Origin of the sequence: Vibrio sagamiensis NBRC 104589 (assembly GCF_007990935.1) — a bacterium.
Taxonomy (GTDB): domain Bacteria; phylum Pseudomonadota; class Gammaproteobacteria; order Enterobacterales; family Vibrionaceae; genus Vibrio; species Vibrio sagamiensis.
The window spans coordinates 59,921-78,779 of record NZ_BJXJ01000014.1 but is presented as its reverse complement, the minus strand read 5'-3'; the positions used below and the strand labels follow the sequence as shown (position 1 = coordinate 78,779).

Below are 18,859 nucleotides of genomic sequence, written 5' to 3'. Positions count from 1 at the left end.
GCACTATTGCTGCTTACATGAGAATTTGGGAAATGCCTCGCGGGTTTACTCTACTGGAGCAACTTATTACATTGACGGTGTTTAGCATCTTGTTAACAGCGGCAATTCCTGCTTTTAAGAAGATGTTTGAAGCACATAAAATGCGACGCTTGGCGAATCAATTTCATCATTTTATGATTTATAGTAAATCGCAAGCAGTACTCAATCGTGAAAGGCTGTGGGCTCATATTATTCGGCCTGAGAGAGGTATAACTCAGGGCAATTGGCGCATCGAACTGACGAATCACAGCAAACCAGAGATGGGAAGGGTGTTATCTTCTTTTTCTGGTCAAGATTTTACAGGTATCGTTGTTTCTTTTCATTATGTTTCAGACCAAATTAGTTTTGATGGGGTTCATGGTAGACCTTCTTCAGGCAATATTCGTTTCTACTCTCAAACTTCTTCTGAGCAGGCGCTAAAAGTCATTTCACACACTCTCTCTAGTCGGGTGAGAATTTGTAGTGATCACCCGACTCAGAAATATTTGAGCTATCCCTTATGTCTATAAATAATAGAATTAAAAAGACATTTAAAGGAGCCAGCCTAGTCGAATTTATGATCGTAGCATTATTAGGCGGGCTGGTTCTGTCAGCGATCAGTGCGTTATATCTTAGTGCCCAAAAAGGAGCATTGCTGCGTGCTCAGGAACTGATGCTGTTGGGGAATACGGCCAGTGTGATGCAAGCATTCAAAAATGATCTTCAGCGTGGAGGGTTTAATGGTGAGTTAGGGCATTCTATTACGTTATCGGGAGCGAACCACAGTATTTATACTTTGGTTGATGAGCAGCGAGTCTTGGTTGCTTATGCTTATTACGATGAGATGAGCGGCAATGAGCCCATATATCGAAACGTTGTCTACGAACGCAGAGATGAGAAACCTAAATCATTGTTTATTTGCCAAAAAAACATGACCCGAGTGTGGGATATAGAGGAGGTGACGCAGTTAAGTGGTTCACGAAGCTGCTTTCAGGGGTTTGATTCTAAACAGATTGAGCTCGATGAATTTAATGTTTCTACCCAGCTTCTACGAGGTGAACAAGCAAATAGTCTTTTGGTTAACATCACTTTGTCCACTAACTTAACAGGCTCTGAAGACAAACACACTTCGCAATCTTTCACTATAAAGCAAAGGAACTGGCAATAATGAAGCGTCAGAATGGGGCTGTGATTTTGGTGACGGTTAGTGCGTTATTGATTGCGATACTGATGATGCAGATGGGATTTTATCAATCGCTTTGGTATCAGATAAAGCGTGTTAATAATGAAATCCAATCAAGACAAGAGCATTGGATTGCGGAAGGAGGATTAGAGTGTGCTTACTCTCAAATTATAGGAGAAATGGTGCCCTTGCCTGTTTCATCAGCTGTTTCTGTATTCGGTTGCAAGGCCCAGGTGAAGATAGAAAAGCACAGTAATGAGCAATATCGTGTGGTTTCTACGTATGACAACATCACGCTAAATAAGACGATAGCTCAGGTGAATGCTGAGCTCAATGCGATGATAAAAACCAGTGCCGCGGTGGAACTGACCGGATCAATGCATGTGATTCCGTATGCGCAAGGCGATCCTTTGAGTAGCCAGTGTACATCGATTATCTCTGGTGGAGCGGTGCAGTATATTGCTAGTCCATCGGGTACTGATGAGCACTTTTTCACCGTTGATAGTGCGGAGACTGCTCATGCTACAGGACCACTTGGTGCTCCAGATTTTACCTGCCAGTCGACACATAAATCAAATCTTTACGATCCGCTTAGGGCTCCATCTCTTGCGGGGCTGAACTCATACAAAGGGGCAGATATTCAGGAAAATGTCCTTGGAATATCAGCTTTTAGGGACTTATTTGGCATGACATATAACGCGGCCAATGCGGCTAAATTGAAAAGTGATATTGCTCAAGATCCTCAAGGTGCGGTGTTTGATGGTTCGAATGTTGACTACAGTCCGCAAGGCTGGGTTCATAATTGTCATACTCAACTCCATGATGCGTATCTAGCAGGTAAACGGCGATTCTGGGTGGAAGGTAATTGTGCCATTGAGGGGAATATTTTCGGTTCTTATCCCCAACCTGTAGAGAGTGCCGTGCAATTGATTATTCATCGAGGCTTACTGTACAGCAAAGCACTGAGTATTTTTGATGGTTTGATTTATCAATATCTGCCTTCTGAGTCTGATTTTGATGTGGTCGAAAAATGGCGCGATTTACATCAATCGCGCGAGCAAATTGGCGTCACTCCGTTGAGCTTTCAGGCCCATGATGTGGATGGGCAATTTGAACAATACAATTGGTTACTTGATAGTACCTTGTACTTAGATGGCGCAATTGGCGTCGACGCATCAGGTAGAACCATTAAGCTCAATGGATCTTTGATTCCCGCTTATAACCAACAGAAAAGTCAAAAGCACACCGCCCGCTTAGAGTGGCTTCGTGGATCTTGGTATGATTAGTACCATACGAGGGTTAAGCTTAATTGAAGTGTTAGTCAGTTTGGTCTTGATTAGTATAGGAGCATTAGGATTGATCAAGCTACAAGTGTTTATCGAGCGCAAATCTGACTATGCACTGCACAGCATTGAAGCGTTAAGGTTGGCGGAAAATAAGCTAGAATGGTTTAGAACTCGTGGTGCATCTGATGCGTTATCAACAGTATCAAGTGCTCAATTTGCTACGCTTACAGCTGATTCTTTCAAGAGTGGGCAATATACAGTGTCTTGGCAGGTATCATCAGAACGTTCATCTGCTTCACTCAAATCTGTTGTAATCACATCCCACTGGCAAGACCGAACGGGGCAACAGCAGTCACTTGAGTTGCGTACTATGTTGTCACGTTTCAATGAATTTGAGAATTAGCGCTGTTTTGATATTTATGAACTAGACTGCATTATAAATGTTATAGAGTCATTTTATTTTGTGTTTTTTGGTTGGGTTTTATTATTATTTTTGTTAATTATTGTGGTTCTTTTGAAAAATATGTATCTAGATGTTCATGATTGAACAGAACTCTGTGCTTTCATAAACGACATTTAATAGAATGATGAACTATAAGGCTGTAAAAATTACGATAAGCTATGGATTAATCATTATTCGATGGAGTCACCATGAGTAGCCAAACTATCAAGACACCGCCGCCGCGCAAATCAGGTGGCATCGACCGTTTTCTTAACTTTATTGAGCGAGTCGGTAATAAAATTCCTGATCCTGCTATTTTATTCTTTTGGGCATTGATCATCACTTGGGGAGCATCTGCGCTCTTATCTAATGTTTCTTTTGATTTACCTAACCCACGAACAGGGGAAGCATTAACCGTTACCAACCTTCTTACTGGTGAAGCATTAGCCAGCTTTTTAGCCAATATGGTGACAACCTTTACAAGTTTTGCACCATTAGGAATTGTGTTAGTCGCTATGCTAGGTGTGGGAGTTGCTGACTCTTCAGGCTTTATTACTACTGGCCTTAAGAAGATGCTGAATTTTACTCCAGCAAAACTGTTAACCCCAATGCTGATCCTTGTGGCGATTGTTTCCCATACTGCAGCGGATGCGGGTTATGTGTTGGTGATACCATTGGGCGGTATTATTTTCCATGCCGCAGGCCGTCATCCTCTAGCAGGTATTGCAGCTGCCTTTGCAGGGGTATCTGGCGGCTTCTCAGCTAACTTTATTCCATCTGGAATCGACCCTTTATTAGCTGGCTTTACTCAAACCGCTGCTCAAGTACTCGATCCTGACTACATTGTTAACCCTCTGGCGAACATTTTCTTTACCGGTTTATCGTCAGTAATTATTGTGGCGATTGGTTGGTATGTTACAGAGAAAATCATTGAACCTCGTTTAGCGCATACTCCAGTGGATGAAGATGCAGAAAAAGCGCCTGATCTGGGTTCTTTCACTGAACTTGAATCTAAAGCATTCCGTTACGCAGGTTGGGCTATGTTGGCTGGTATTGCGCTATTGATTGCTGCGGTATGGCCAGAGAGCTCGGCTTTGCGTTCTCCAAATGGTGAGATCACAGCGTTTTCTGCTCCGATCATGAAATCGATTGTGCCATTGATCTTTATCCTTTTTATTATCCCTGGCTATGTTTACGGCCGAGTTGCAGGGACGTTTAAAACCAGTAACGATATCATCAAAGCAATGTCTGACACCATGGCTACCATGGGGGCTTACATTGTGATGTCATTCTTCTGTGCTCAGTTCTTGTCTGCTTTCGCTCAATCTAACATTGGTACCATGCTTGCCCTGTATGGAGCCGAAGGATTAAAAGCGATGAACTTACCAGGTGAAGCGACCATTATTGGTATGATTCTATTGACGGCTTCGGTTAACCTTTTAATCGGTTCTGCTTCCGCGAAGTGGGCATTAATTGGTCCAATTCTTGTTCCTATGTTGATGGCAGTAGGAATTTCTCCAGAGCTATCACAAGCGGCTTACCGTGTAGGTGATTCGGTTTCGAATATTATTTCACCATTGATGGTGTTCTTCCCGCTGGTGGTGGTTTACTGCCAACGTTATGTCAAATCAACGGGGATTGGTACTTTGGCTTCTCTAATGATGCCGTTCTCCATCGCTATGCTGATAGGTTGGTCAATATTCCTTATTGTGTACTGGATGCTAGGTATTCCATTGGGTATTCAAGCGCCTTATATCTATACGATGTAGGTTTTTAGGTCCTAGATCCTAGGTTCCTAGGTTTTTAGGTCCTAGGAACTAGTTCCTAGGGTCCTAGTTCCTAGGGTCCTAGGCCATAAACCCCTTATATTTGTTTTTGTAATCCTTTTCCTTCCTCGCCGCTCAGGTTAAAATTCCGATTATTCACTCAATGGCTTTATCCCACGTATCGGAGTTTTCTTTGTCAGACCATCAATTCACTTCTCAAGACGAACAATTTATGCGCCGTGCTATGGCTCTTGCCGAGCAAGCCGAGGTGGAAGGTGAAGTGCCCGTAGGGGCTGTACTGGTCAAAGATGGCAACATTATTGCCGAAGGATGGAACCGCTCTATTTGTACTCATGATGCAACCGCTCACGCTGAAATCCAGACCCTGCGCAAGGCTGGTGAGATACTGGAAAATTACCGATTACTAGATACCACTCTATACGTTACTTTAGAGCCATGCCCAATGTGTGCAGGGGCGTTATTGCACAGTCGTGTGAAGCGCGTAGTTTACGGTGCTCCTGATCTCAAAGCCGGGGCTGCGGGTACGGTACTGGACTTATTTGAAAGTCAGGCAGCGTATCACTATGCAACGGTAGAGAGTGGCTTGTTAGAAGCGGAATGCCGAGCTCAACTGCAGGCATTTTTTAAACGTCGACGCAAAGAGATTAAAGCCAAGAAGCAGGCAGAAAAAACCTTAATTGAGCCCCCAGTATCGCAGGATATACAAGTACCAGGCTCTGCAATAAGCACTGAAGTGAAGCAAGCAATAACTAAAAGAAAACGGTAATATTAGGTCTGCTCGTATCAGCTTTAGCAACGGCTAAAGCTGATACGTTGATCAATGTCATCGGTAAGTTTATTGGCCATCACTGTTCGATGGATTAGCGCTCCGTGGCTTTGGTTCTTTGTGTTCAGTGCTTTCTAATTGGGTCTTAGCTGACTCACTCTCATTGATTAGTGTTTCAGTCTCGTTATCTGATTCTCCTTCTAACGGAGTTTGCCCTGCTGCTAGGCTGACTTCTGGCGCTAGTGGAGGAATAACTTGAAGTTCTTTATCTTCTTCAAGCGCTGGTTTTTGGCTGATTCGCCCTGAAATAGATTGATAATAACGACGAATGTTTTCAACGTAATTACGCGCCTCATCACCACGAGCATAACCATAACGTGTTTGGCTGTAGTAGCGTTTTTGACGAAGCAGTGGCAGACGATCTTTGACATCAGCCCAAGCATTAGGATCGGCTCCTTGTGACTTGGTAAGACGTCTTGCATCCATCATGTGTCCATAACCAATGTTATAAGAAGCTAAAGCAAACCAAATTTTTTCATGTTGATTAATCGAGTCAGGAACGCGAGCTACGATACGACGTAAGTACTCAACACCACCTCTAATTGCTTGTTCAGGATCCAATCTATCCGTTACTCCAACGCTTTTAGCTGTCGGTAGAGTAAGCATCATCATACCGCGGACACCTGTAGGAGATTTAGCTTTTGGATCCCAATGAGACTCTTGATAAGCCAGAGCGGCAATTAAGCGCCAATCAAATTCTTCACTATACTTTTGGAACAGCGGTGACCATGTTGGTAGCTTGCTTTCTAGTGCTCGAATGAAAGCACGTGTATCGACATAATCAAAGTTTTCAATATGACCAATGTATTTTTCTTCCAATGTGGCAAGTTCACCTGATTGTTGAATATTACCGAAAAATTCTATCAACATAGCGTACAGGCTTTCATCTTCAGCACGGCGGGTAAACCAAGATACAGGTTGGTCTTCGGTTAGCTCAAATGCCAGAGCTAAATCAGGATACAGGCGTTGAGAGAGGGAAAGCTCTACTGAATCTGCGACCGTAAAACGAAGATCTCCCTTAGCCACATCCTTGAGTAAGTCCCGAGTATCTGCATCACTAACAATTTCAAATTCAAGCTCGGGGTAATCGGTTTGTAATCCACTTAAAGTCGGTACAAATTGAGATTGTTCGACGACTTGAAAAAGAGCTGTATCACTCTGTACTTTATCTTGCTCGACTTTTCTATTGTGCGCCTTCTGGTGTTCGATTAACTGAGTGATGTTTCGTGGACGGCGTTGGCCTTTCTTATAAACAATTTGCTGGCTGACGTAATAATAGGCCGGAGCAGGACGGAAGCGTTTCACGGCTTGAGAAGTTTGGTTGAGGCCTGTTGCAATAATGTCAATTTCACCTTTGTTCAATGCAGGGAAAAGATCGGCTTGACGAAAAGCGGGTTTGATTTCCAACTTTACGTTGAGTTGCTTAGCAAATTGACGTGCAAGCTCATAGTCTAATCCGGCTAGGCCATCTGGACCAATATAATAAGACAACTGGTTGTTTAAGGTGCCCACTCGCAGAACGCCACGAGCTTGAATTCTTTCTAACTCGCTTTTGGGTTCAGATTCGATCTGGCAAGCAGAAAGCATCAATACGGTTAGAAACAGTAGAGCACTTTGCTTGAATCGGTTTAATGGGCTTTTTCGCATTTATTTAGTCTATATCAAAAGTATCTGACTGCCTTTATATCAAAGCACACGATAGGGGCAAAGTGAATCCAACTGAGATTATGTCAGTTTGTGTGAATTATCATCATTTGAGTGATAAATTCAAATTCGATAAAAAAAGACGCAAACGGTTGCTTTTGGTGTTACATCACAAAAACAATTGCTATATAATGCGCTCGCAACCAGAGGTTGAATCGGTATAACTTCGAATTTTTCTAATTTAAATGTTTGAGTTTATTCCAATTTTACCTTAATCAATTGCATAAGAGACCTAAGCTCATGAGAATTTTGCGTGGCTCCCCAGCTCTGTCCGAGTTTCGTGTTAACAAACTATTGGAACTTTGTCGTGAACAAGACCTACCTGTAACCGACATTTATGCCGAGTTTATGCACTTTGCCGATCTGAAATCTGATCTTGATGCCCAGCAGTTAGAAAAACTGGAAAAGCTGCTGACTTACGGTCCTACTATCGAAGAGCATGAACCTCAAGGAACTCTTCTACTTGTTACGCCTCGCCCTGGCACTATTTCCCCTTGGTCTTCTAAATCTACCGATATCGCAATTAACTGTGGCTTAGATAATATTAAGCGCCTTGAACGTGGTACGGCTTTCTATATTAAAACTTCTACCCCATTGTCTAACGCTCAACTTGAGACTCTAAAAACGCTCGTTCATGATCGTATGATGGAAGTGGTGTTTACCGACCTAGAGTCGGCTGCGGCTTTATTTACTGTTGCTGAGCCTGCACCAGTGGCACATGTTGATATCTTAGCTGGTGGTCGTCTTGCGCTTGAAGAAGCAAACGTTTCCCTTGGTTTAGCGTTAGCTGAAGATGAAATTGATTACCTAGTGGAAAGCTTTACCAAACTGGGCCGTAACCCTAATGATATTGAATTGATGATGTTTGCACAGGCGAACTCTGAGCACTGTCGTCATAAAATTTTTAATGCCGATTGGACCATTGATGGGGTTGATCAACCTAAGTCTTTGTTCAAGATGATCAAGAACACATTTGAAACCACACCAGATCATGTGTTGTCTGCTTATAAAGATAACGCGGCAGTGATGACGGGTTCAAAAGTTGGTCGTTTCTTCCCAGATCCAAAAACACGTCAGTATCACTACCATCACGAAGATGCTCATATCTTGATGAAGGTAGAAACGCACAACCACCCAACCGCGATTTCTCCGTGGCCAGGTGCTTCAACAGGCTCTGGTGGTGAGATTCGTGATGAAGGCGCAACAGGTATAGGCGGTAAACCTAAAGCAGGTCTGGTTGGCTTTACGACCTCTAACTTGCGCATTCCAGGTTTTGAACAGCCATGGGAATCCGACTTTGGTAAGCCAGGCCGTATCGTTAATGCTCTCGACATTATGCTAGAAGGTCCGCTTGGTGGGGCGGCTTTCAACAACGAATTTGGTCGCCCGAATCTTTTGGGTTACTTCCGTACTTACGAAGAAAAAGTGACGTCTCACGCAGGTGAAGAAGTGCGTGGTTACCATAAGCCAATTATGATCGCTGGTGGTATGGGTAACATCCGTGATGAGCACGTACAGAAAAAAGAGATCCCTGTTGGTGCAAGCTTAATTGTCCTTGGTGGTCCAGCGATGAACATCGGCCTTGGCGGTGGTGCTGCTTCTTCAATGGCATCGGGTCAGTCAGCGGAAGATCTCGACTTTGCTTCTGTACAACGTGAGAACCCAGAAATGGAGCGTCGCTGTCAGGAAGTCATCGACCGTTGTTGGCAATTGGGTGAAGAGAACCCGATTGCGTTTATTCACGATGTCGGGGCGGGTGGTATTTCGAATGCCCTACCTGAGCTTGTCGATGATGGTGAGCGTGGCGGTAAGTTCCAGTTGCGTGATGTACCTAATGATGAGCCGGGTATGAGCCCACTAGAAATCTGGTGTAATGAATCGCAAGAGCGTTACGTTTTGGCTGTTGCTCCAGAAAATATGGCGGCGTTTGAAGCGATCTGTAAACGTGAACGCGCACCGTATGCGGTCGTTGGTGTTGCCACTGAAGAACGTCATCTTACGCTAGAAGATGCACATTTTGACAACACTCCAATCGATATGCCAATGGATATCCTACTTGGCAAGCCACCAAAGATGCACCGCGAAGCGACAACTCTGAAAGTGGAGAGCCCAGCGATTGTTCGTGATGGTATTGAACTGAACCAAGCGGTTGATCGTGTTCTCCGCCTTCCAGCCGTAGCAGAAAAAACCTTCCTTATCACCATTGGTGACCGTTCTGTCACAGGTTTAGTGGCACGTGACCAGATGGTTGGTCCATGGCAGGTGCCTGTCGCTAACTGTGCGGTTACTGCTGCGAGTTATGACACTTACCACGGCGAAGCGATGTCGATGGGTGAACGTACACCGGTCGCTTTACTTGATTTTGGTGCTTCTGCACGCCTTGCTGTGGGCGAATCACTGACCAACATTGCTGCGACAGACATCGGTGACATCAAGCACATTAAATTGTCAGCAAACTGGATGTCTCCGGCTGGCCACCCCGGTGAAGATGCTGGCCTTTATGAAGCGGTTAAAGCGGTCGGTGAAGAGCTGTGTCCTGCGCTTGGCTTAACGATTCCTGTTGGTAAAGATTCAATGTCAATGAAGACCAAATGGGAAGAAAACGGAGAGAGCAAAGAGGTTACGTCACCTTTGTCACTGGTGATCACCGCTTTTGCTCGCGTTGAAGATGTTCGCAAGACAGTGACCCCTCAATTGTGCTGCGATAAAGGTGAAACATCTTTGGTTCTTATTGACCTTGGTAATGGCAAGAACCGCCTTGGTGCGACTGCGCTGGCTCAAGTTTACAAGCAATTAGGTGATAAACCAGCTGATGTGGATAACGCTGAGCAACTCAAAGGTTTCTTCGAGGCGATGCAATCTTTGGTACGCAATGACAAATTGGTGGCTTACCACGATAAAGGTGATGGTGGTCTGTTCGTCACACTAGCAGAAATGGCTTTCGCTGGTCATTGTGGTGTGCAAGCCAATATTGCGGATCTTATTGCTTCAGAACATGGCGACGATGCGCTTGCCGCTCTATTTAACGAAGAACTGGGTGCGGTTGTTCAAGTTAAAAACGATGACTTAGATGCGGTGTTATCTACACTGGCTGCAAATGGTCTTGAGGCATGCTCACATGTCATTGGTCGCGTGGAACAATCAGACTGTTTTGTGATTACGTCTGGTGAGGAAGTGCTTCTGGAGCGTTCTCGTACTGAGCTACGTACTATTTGGGCAGAAACGACGCACAAGATGCAAGGTCTACGTGATAACCCAGCTTGTGCTGACCAAGAGTTTGAAGCGAAGAAAGATGATACCGATCCAGGTCTGAACGTGAAGTTAAGCTTTGATGTAAATGAAGACATTGCTGCACCGTTGATTGCTGGCGCTATGATTAATACAGGTGCGAAACCTAAAATGGCGATTCTTCGTGAGCAAGGGGTTAACTCGCATGTTGAGATGGCGGCTGCCTTTGACCGTGCGGGTTTTGAAGCAACTGACATTCACATGAGCGATATCCTAACTGGTCAAGCGGTTCTGGATGAGTACCACGGACTTGTTGCTTGTGGCGGTTTCTCTTATGGGGACGTATTGGGTGCCGGTGAAGGTTGGGCGAAGTCGATCCTCTTCAATGCACAAGCTCGTGAGCAGTTCCAAAGCTTCTTCAATCGTGACAACACTTTCTCTTTAGGGGTATGTAATGGTTGTCAGATGCTATCTAACCTAAAAGAACTGATTCCTGGCGCAGACCTATGGCCACGTTTTGTGCGTAATGAATCGGAGCGTTTTGAAGCTCGTTTCAGTCTTGTTGAAGTTCAGAAGTCGGATTCCGTCTTCTTCGATGGTATGGCGGGTTCTCGTATGCCAATCGCGGTGTCTCACGGTGAAGGCCGTGTCGAAGTTCGTGACACTGACCACTTAGCGGCGCTTGAAGCCTCTGGTACGGTTGCTGTTCGTTACGTTGATAACCACGGTAATCCAACTCAGCAGTACCCGAATAACCCGAACGGTTCGCCAAATGCGATTACAGGCCTGACAACTCAAGATGGTCGCGTGACGATCATGATGCCACACCCTGAGCGAGTATTCCGTACAGTGGCTAACTCATGGGCACCAGAAGGTTGGGGTGAAAATGGCGCTTGGATGCGTATGTTCCAAAACGCACGTAAGAACATCGGTTAATTGTTAGGTGATAGGTCCTAGGACCTAGATTCGTGCTCGCTGTTTGTTTTGTAGATTGGATTAGAGCTTAGGGATGTGGCTTGAATACGGAATACAGAGCGCTTCGCTTAGGAAGAAGGCCCTAGGACCCTAAAACCTAGGATCTAGGACCTAAATAAAAAACTTGCAGCGTTTCGATTACTTTTGTGCTCTAATACCGCGCTTAACAAGGGATGGTCTTGAGCAACTCAGCATCGATGGAGTGAATCACGTTGACCGAATCCCTAATACAAGGTCAGCAGGCCCTAAATCCCTTAGGAATAAAGAACATGTCTAAAAATCCAAAATTTGCTATTCGAGTCACTGAGAAACGTAACGGTTGGAGCGCTGAGATCACTCGCCAAGTGACGTCACGTAAAACAGTCGTTTCAAAGCGTGAAACGGGTTTTGAGAGTGAAGAGAAAGCACAAGCTTGGGCTGAAAAAGAACTGGCAGGTTTCATTGAAAACCAAGTTGTTCGTAACGAACGTAAAGCAGTTCAACGTCAAGAGCGTGAAGCAGAGCAGCTAGCGGCGAAATTACGTAAACAAGTGGAACGTAAAGCTCGCGAAGCAGAAGCGGATGACGAGTAATCGAAGTCTTGCTCGGAATTAGCGAGCAGTAATGACGAAAGGCAGCAAGGGGTTCCTTAAGCTGCCTTTTTTGTATCTATATCTTTGTATCTCTTGCCAACGATTCGCGGCAAACCTGAGCTCGAAAATGAGTTCAAAAGATCACTTGCCAATAGGTTTGTTTCTCTTTAGAAACTGAATTACGGAGTGACTTCGAGAGGGATTTGGCCTGTTGTGACCTGCTCAATATCCAGTTCAGTCAGCTCTTCGATGTAACTTTCTACCGTTTGTTCGACCATTTCATCATCTTGTTTGAAGTAAGCAAGGTGAAAAATAGCATCCCCTTCATTGACGAGTGGTAACGTTTGTTGGCCAATCACAATACCACCTTTGGGAGCAAGCAGCTCAACTTCATCATGACCGAGTGGAGAGCTGATGTAAGCGAGAGTTTCGCCTTCTTCAACTTTATCACCGAGGTTTACCACAGTTCGTAAAATGCCGTTACCGGGTGCACGAACCCAACTGGTCGATTTTGCGATGATCGGTGTTGGTAGTTTTTTACGGCTAGCGCGAAGCATGCCAATCGCTTGCATTACACGTTGAACGCCTAATACCCCTGCGCTGATCGAGAGTGGATCAAAACGCAAAGCTTCGCCAGCTTCGTAGGTAAGGACAGGAATATCACACTTTTCTGCCTCACTGCGCAGCGAGCCATCCCGCAGGGCGGAATCGACAATCACAGGGGTCGCAAAGGCTTTGGCAATGCGTAAGGTTTCTGGATTGCTTAAGTTAGCGCGAATCTGTGGCAAGTTGGTACGGTGAATTGCGCCAGTATGTAAATCTAAGATGTAGTCACAGCGTTTAGCAATATTATTGAAGAAGCCATGCGCCATGCGAGAAGCTAAAGCGCCTTTCTCACTCCCAGGAAAACAGCGGTTAAGATCGCGACGATCGGGTAGGTAGCGAGACTTATGAATAAAACCAAAAACGTTAACGATAGGTACAGCAATCACTGTTCCTTTGAGTTTTTTAGGATCTAAAAGGTTGATCATTTGGCGTACGATTTCAACACCGTTGAGCTCATCACCATGGATGGCCGCATTGATCATTAATACGGGACCTGCTTGCTCTCCATGAATCACTTCTACAGGAATAGAAAGTGGTGAATGGGTGTAAAGTTGTGCTGCTTCAAACTCGGTTTCTAAACGCTGTCCTGGTTGGATTTGATGTCCGAGTAACTCAAACACTTTGCTTTTTTTACTTCTAGCCATAACACATCTCTGTTAAATAAAATCGTTCAATTTAAGTACCAACAATGTAGCAATAGCTATTCAATCGGACTAATCATTCTTCTTACTGTGACGAACAATATTTTTTATCGAACTGGTCAAGGTTTGGCCAGTGATGGCTGGTTTGTAGCAAGAGTGGGGTTGTTTTTGTAATAAATAAATAGAATTTCTCAGTGTTGACGGTGAATGCATATATATCATGAATGGCTACTGGTTTTTATTAAAAACAATGTTTTTTATTTTTTAGATTTTGACTTTTAACTTTGGTTTATATTGAGTAAGATGCGCCTAATTTTTGACCCTAGGTTATGCAAATGAGAGGTTTTAATGAATAAGGTAATGGCTAAAATTGGCGTGTTGGGTGCGGCAACGATGGCACTGTCTGGCTGCGTTGGTAGTAATGCTGTAACAGGTTATGTTATGCAAGTGAACCTAAAAGCGGTAGATAATCGTTATGCTCGTGGTGGGCTTAACATGTTGATGGCTCCAATTTATGGTATCGCTATTGCCGCAGACTATATCGTGTTTAATTCCCTTGAATTCTGGACGGGTAAAAACCCAATCAATGGTAAACCTCATATCTTTGATACTAAAATGGAGACTTACCTTGATATTAACGACAAACTTGATAAATCTCTGACGACGGCTCCGATAGGACCTATAACTAATAACCGCCTTATTGAAAAAGGTCAGATGCATCAGATTGATGAAAGCACGGTGATGATGGACATCACTTACAACAATGGCGATAAAGCGACATTGATGGGCGTACGTGAAGGTGAGTTTGTGACTTACTACATTGATGGTGAAGTGGTTGCGCAAACATCAATGGATGAGTTAATGGCTTATAGCCAAAGCTGAGTATAAATGTTTACTCAAATAAGAAAGGGGCACAGACAGTGCCCCTTGTGTTTTAGCGTTCGTTTTAGCTTTCTTGCCATTAGGCAATTTTGCTAATTAGGCTTTTTCAGGGATAGCTTCTAGTAGAGCAACCATTTGATCCCAGAAAAGTTGAACAGTATCAATTTTCACTTTTTCATCTGGTGAATGAGGGAATTTAATGGTTGGCCCAAAAGAGACCATATCCATATTTGGGTAAGGTTTTTTAAATAAACCACACTCAAGGCCAGCATGAATGACCATAATATTAGGTTTATGGCCGTAAATGCCCTCATACATATCACGGAAAATCGCCATAATTTCTGAATTTGCATCAGGCTTCCAGCCAGGGTAAGCACCTGAGAACTCAATACTTGCGCCTGCCAGCTCTGCTACAGAGTGAAGCATGCTTTCTACTTGGCTACGGCCAGAATCAATCAATGAACGAACAAGACACAGGACCGTGACTTTGTTTTCTTCTGTAGTAATCACACCTACATTGAGCGATGTTTCAACCACACCTTCTATTTCATCACTCATGCGTATTACACCATTTGGACAAGCATTTAGTGCGGCAATGAAGCGTTGTTGATCGGCTACTGCAAAAGCCTTCGCATCGGTAGTCATTGCTTCGTTGAAGGTGACGATGTTGGTTTCTACTTTACCAAGTTCTGCAGTTAAAAGGGCTGTGTAGTTTTGGAACAGCTCGGCTAATTTGGCTTGGTTTTCTTGTGGCAGGGCAATAGTAACAAATGCTTCACGTGGGATCGCATTACGTAGGCTGCCACCACTGAATTTGATGAGACGCAGATCTAATTCTTGGGCATGTCCAGCTAAGAAACGACCAATCAGTTTATTTGCGTTTCCACGGCCTGTGTGGATATCACACCCTGAGTGACCGCCTTTTAGACCTTTTAGGGTAAGTTGACGTGTTACAAAGCCACTAGGAATAGCATCACGAGCGATATTGAATGTCATTTGACCGTCTACACCGCCAGCACAACCCATGTAGACTTCGCCTTCTTGTTCGGAGTCAGTATTCAGAAGTATGTCACCTTCTAACCAGCCTGGCTCCAGGCCAAATGCACCTGTCATACCGGCTTCTTCATCTATCGTCAGTAAGACCTCAATTGGACCGTGTTTGATGTCATTAGAAGCCAGCACTGCAAGACAAGATGCCATACCCATGCCGTTGTCGGCTCCTAATGTGGTTCCTTTTGCTGTTACCCACTCACCATCGATATAAGGTTGAATTGGGTCTTTGGTGAAGTCGTGATCCGTGTCTTCATTTTTTTGCGGCACCATATCGATGTGCGCTTGAAGTACTACGCCTTTTTTGTTTTCCATGCCAGGTGTTGCTGGCTTTTTAATAAATACATTGCCAGTTGGATCGCGTCGAACGTCAAATCCTTGTTCCGTTGCCCAATTAACAATGTATTGAGCAAGTGCTTCTTCATGCTTAGAAGGATGAGGGATTGAACAGATTTTATCGAAAAACTGCCAAAGGGGAGTTGGGGATAAAGCACTGATCTCAGAGTGGAATTCAGACACAGAAGACTCCTTTTATATGTTTTGCCAAATGCAATACCCAATCATGATGAGTATATCAGCATTAAATATGGCGAATTTTTACGCTTTTAGATGACATCCAGCATACCATTAGTTGGTCTTGGCGAGTAGTCGTTGTCCTAAGCGAGTAGCTTTGTTAAAAAGTGATTGTCGACTAAATGAGATTAATGTCAATAGTGGTGATTTTATGGGTAAGTGATAAGTGTTAAAAAGATCAGTTGCATATTTATATTGTGGTTTTATTACATCCTTTAAGACCTAATTAGCCAATTTTTGATGTTTTTATGTGATTTTGGTCACTTTATCTTGTAAATAAATTTCCTAATGTTATAGTGATAACACGCTTTATGATGACGAAAAGATTAAAGTAATAAATGCTCAAAGGATGAGTCCGTTTATCGCCTCCAAGGAACCGAGAAATCAACCCAATTAACATAATGAATTGATTTAAAGGTGATGTTTATGAAAGGTTTACCAAGTGCAATGTTCTGGAGCTACGATGCGACTTTTACCAGTAACTTTGCTTACCCAACAAGCTTTGGCTATTAATTGAGGTCAATGCATGTGACCTGAACAATTTGTTCACCCCCTATAAATTGGAATTTTTATCAGTTGTTGACTGAAATAATTCACCGCCACTCGTTATTGAGTGGCGTTTTTTTATCCATTCTTTTTCAATTTCTTCTAAATCTTATTTATTAATATTAACAATAAAATTGCTATTCTTTAGACATTTAAGGCTAGTGATGATGTTGTTTGTCAAAGCTCTCTTTTGTACAGACACTGATGGCATAATAAACACCTTTTTGTTTGAAAGTTTAAAACATCGTTTATTTTTTATACGAAGTTTCTTTTGTTTTTCTTTTAATAAGCTTCTGATATTTAATGTTATTTTTTTTCTTCGTTTTCGTTGTCTTTATTTTTTATAGCTTTTTGAGGAAAAAACTAATTTAGATTGAAATTCTATCTGGAATTTGTGATTTGATAACTTTATAATTACAGCCAATCGATTACGCAACCGTTTAATTTTTACCTTTTACAGGATTCGAACATGCTCGAAAGGCTTTTTAAACTTAGTGAAAATGGCACCAATGTGCGCACTGAGATCATCGCAGGTATTACTACCTTCCTAACCATGGCTTACATTATTTTTGTAAACCCAGCCATCCTTGCTGATGCGGGGATGGATCGCGGTGCCGTTTTTGTTGCGACCTGTCTTGCTGCCGCCATCGGCTGTTTTATCATGGGGCTCGTCGCTAATTACCCAATTGCTCAAGCGCCGGGTATGGGGTTGAATGCTTTCTTTACCTATTCGGTTGTATTGGGAATGGGTTATACATGGCAAGTTGCATTAGCCGCTGTTTTTGTTTCTGGTGTCCTATTTATTTTTCTGAGTGTGTTCAAAATTCGTGAGTGGATCATTAATTCGATTCCACTTTCTTTACGTACTGGTATCACCGCGGGTATCGGCCTATTTCTTGCTTTTATTGCTCTTAAAAATGCGGGCATAGTTGTCGATAACCCAGCGACCCTAGTTTCAATGGGTAATATTACTTCACTGCAATCTGTACTAGCTGCGCTAGGCTTTTTCTTGACCATTGCTTTGGTTCATCGTGGTGTTAAAGGCGCGGTTATGATTGCTATCCTAGCGGTTACGATTCTGGCGCTTATTTTTGGTGACGTACAGTGGGCTGGAGTGATGTCAATGCCACCAAGTATTGCTCCAACTTTCATGCAGTTAGACTTTTCTGGCTTATTTGAAGTGGGTATGATTTCGGTTGTATTTGCTTTTTTATTCGTCGATTTATTTGATACTGCAGGTACGTTGGTTGGCGTCTCACAAAAAGCAGGCCTGACGGATGAGAAAGGCAATATTCCTCGTTTGAATAAAGCACTTCTTGCGGACTCAACGGCAACTTCTGTCGGTGCAGTACTAGGGACGTCAAACACCACTTCTTATATCGAAAGCGTTTCTGGTGTGGCTGCTGGTGGTCGAACGGGTCTTACTGCGGTTGTTGTTGGCGTTCTCTTCTTACTGGCGCTACTGTTTTCTCCTCTTGCGGGTATGATTCCAGCTTATGCGACATCAGGTGCATTATTCTACGTTGCTATTTTGATGTTATCGGGCCTCGTTTCTGTCGATTGGCGTGATCTCACTGAAGCGGCTCCAGTGGTCGTCACTTGTTTGGTCATGCCACTGACTTTCTCTATTGCAGAAGGTATCTCTTTAGGCTTTATCGCTTATGCTGCGATTAAACTGTTAAGTGGTAAAGGGCGTGATGTTTCGCTAAGTGTTTGGCTAATGGCCGTTATCTTTATTATTAAGTACATCTTTGGTTAATTTGAAATTAATAATCGATGTGAGTGAAGGCTTACATCGGTTTTGTTTTTTGGATTTGTGTGATTTATCCAGCAATTTAGCTTCTTTTATTTGATGACTATGTAACTGTGAGAGGCAAAGTGCTTGAACTTTGATATCAACCAGCAGTTTCGGTACAATCGCTGGCTAAGCAGCTCTAAATTCCAGTCTCCTCAATGAGTAACAAAATGGTCCAGTGCGTATTTGCATGGTCATTTTGGTGTGAGGAGGTGAATACTTGAAATTATTAGGTTATTAAAATGAGTCAAAAATTCATTATCACTTGGGACGCGATGCAAACTTATTGCCGTGAATTAGCAGAAAAACAAATGCCAGCTGAGCAATGGAAAGGTATTTGGGCTGTTAGCCGAGGTGGTCTAGTCCCTGGAGCAATATTGGCACGTGAACTTGGCATTCGCTATGTTGATACTATCTGTATCTCAAGCTATGACCACGATCATCAACGTGATATGAGCGTATTAAAAGCACCCGAGGGTGATGGTGAAGGTTTCTTGATCATTGAAGATTTAGTTGATAGCGGTGATACTGCACGTAAACTGCGTGAAATGTATCCGAAAGCTAAACTTATTGCAGTATGTGCTAAACCGTCTGGAAAAGAACTATTGGATGACTACGTTGTCGATATTGCTCAAGAAACATGGATTGAGCAACCTTGGGATATGTCGATTCAATATGTAGAACCAGTAAATCGTAAACGAAAATAAGTTCGCATAAAAAATCTTGAGAAATACCCCGTTATCGG

Annotated in this window: 14 protein-coding genes; 11 read left to right on the top strand and 3 right to left on the bottom strand. The window is 43.4% G+C overall.

Going from position 1 to position 18,859, the window contains the following annotated elements; translation table 11 throughout:
* The first annotated feature begins 32 nt into the window (after positions 1 to 32).
* The 6 genes from VSA01S_RS08785 (at position 33) to tadA (ending at position 5,482) form a co-directional block, all read left to right on the top strand.
* Entirely contained in the window at positions 33 to 548 is a 516-nt protein-coding gene (locus VSA01S_RS08785) for a GspH/FimT family pseudopilin (RefSeq protein ID WP_039979799.1), read from the top strand.
* Complete coding sequence (locus tag VSA01S_RS08780; protein WP_039979732.1) at positions 539 to 1,186, top strand: PilW family protein; 648 nt, start codon at positions 539 to 541, stop codon at positions 1,184 to 1,186. The genes VSA01S_RS08785 and VSA01S_RS08780 overlap by 10 nt, the downstream gene beginning before the upstream one ends.
* Positions 1,186 to 2,487 (top strand): hypothetical protein, encoded by a 1,302-nt coding sequence (locus VSA01S_RS08775; protein WP_039979733.1) that lies wholly within the window; start codon positions 1,186 to 1,188, stop codon positions 2,485 to 2,487. The genes VSA01S_RS08780 and VSA01S_RS08775 overlap by 1 nt, the downstream gene beginning before the upstream one ends.
* On the top strand, positions 2,480 to 2,890 hold the full coding sequence (locus VSA01S_RS08770) for a type IV pilus modification PilV family protein (protein ID WP_039979734.1): 411 nt from the start codon (positions 2,480 to 2,482) through the stop codon (positions 2,888 to 2,890). The genes VSA01S_RS08775 and VSA01S_RS08770 overlap by 8 nt, the downstream gene beginning before the upstream one ends.
* A gap of 248 nt (positions 2,891 to 3,138) precedes the next feature.
* Complete coding sequence (locus VSA01S_RS08765) at positions 3,139 to 4,698, top strand: AbgT family transporter (protein WP_039979735.1); 1,560 nt, start codon at positions 3,139 to 3,141, stop codon at positions 4,696 to 4,698.
* Between the two features lie 190 nt (positions 4,699 to 4,888).
* Entirely contained in the window at positions 4,889 to 5,482 is a 594-nt protein-coding gene (gene tadA / locus VSA01S_RS08760) for a tRNA adenosine(34) deaminase TadA (RefSeq protein WP_227739599.1), read from the top strand.
* A 69-nt stretch (positions 5,483 to 5,551) separates the two neighbouring features.
* Here tadA and mltF read toward each other — a convergent pair whose 3' ends face one another.
* A complete protein-coding gene (mltF, locus tag VSA01S_RS08755; protein ID WP_039979736.1) occupies positions 5,552 to 7,189 on the bottom strand; it encodes a membrane-bound lytic murein transglycosylase MltF in 1,638 nt (545 codons plus the stop codon).
* Between the two features lie 297 nt (positions 7,190 to 7,486).
* On the opposite strand from mltF, the gene purL reads away from it, so the two are divergent.
* Together purL and VSA01S_RS08745 are read left to right on the top strand one after the other, a co-directional pair.
* The gene (purL, locus tag VSA01S_RS08750) at positions 7,487 to 11,410 is read left to right on the top strand and encodes a phosphoribosylformylglycinamidine synthase (RefSeq protein WP_039979737.1); all 3,924 of its coding nucleotides are present in this window, start codon (positions 7,487 to 7,489) and stop codon (positions 11,408 to 11,410) included.
* Between the two features lie 308 nt (positions 11,411 to 11,718).
* Positions 11,719 to 12,021, top strand: coding sequence for a DUF3622 domain-containing protein (locus VSA01S_RS08745; protein ID WP_021709213.1), 303 nt, complete (start codon positions 11,719 to 11,721; stop codon positions 12,019 to 12,021).
* Between the two features lie 179 nt (positions 12,022 to 12,200).
* Here the strand turns inward: VSA01S_RS08745 and VSA01S_RS08740 are convergent, their stop codons facing one another.
* Positions 12,201 to 13,271 carry a succinylglutamate desuccinylase/aspartoacylase family protein gene (locus VSA01S_RS08740; protein ID WP_039979738.1) on the bottom strand — a complete coding sequence of 357 codons (1,071 nt, stop codon included), beginning with the start codon at positions 13,269 to 13,271 and terminating at the stop codon, positions 12,201 to 12,203.
* Between the two features lie 345 nt (positions 13,272 to 13,616).
* Here VSA01S_RS08740 and VSA01S_RS08735 point away from each other — a divergent pair, with 345 nt between their 5' ends.
* Complete coding sequence (locus VSA01S_RS08735) at positions 13,617 to 14,150, top strand: DUF3332 family protein (protein WP_039979739.1); 534 nt, start codon at positions 13,617 to 13,619, stop codon at positions 14,148 to 14,150.
* Positions 14,151 to 14,246: 96 nt separating this feature from the next.
* Here VSA01S_RS08735 and VSA01S_RS08730 read toward each other — a convergent pair whose 3' ends face one another.
* Positions 14,247 to 15,719, bottom strand: a complete 1,473-nt coding sequence (locus VSA01S_RS08730; RefSeq protein WP_039979740.1) for an aminoacyl-histidine dipeptidase — start codon at positions 15,717 to 15,719, stop codon at positions 14,247 to 14,249.
* Positions 15,720 to 16,788: 1,069 nt separating this feature from the next.
* Here VSA01S_RS08730 and VSA01S_RS08725 point away from each other — a divergent pair.
* Together VSA01S_RS08725 and gpt are read left to right on the top strand one after the other, a co-directional pair.
* Positions 16,789 to 18,078: an NCS2 family permease gene (locus VSA01S_RS08725; protein ID WP_039979741.1), complete on the top strand. Its 1,290-nt coding sequence runs from the start codon at positions 16,789 to 16,791 to the stop codon at positions 18,076 to 18,078.
* Positions 18,079 to 18,356: 278 nt separating this feature from the next.
* A complete protein-coding gene (gpt, locus tag VSA01S_RS08720) occupies positions 18,357 to 18,821 on the top strand; it encodes a xanthine phosphoribosyltransferase (protein WP_039979742.1) in 465 nt (154 codons plus the stop codon).
* Positions 18,822 to 18,859 lie beyond the last annotated feature (38 nt).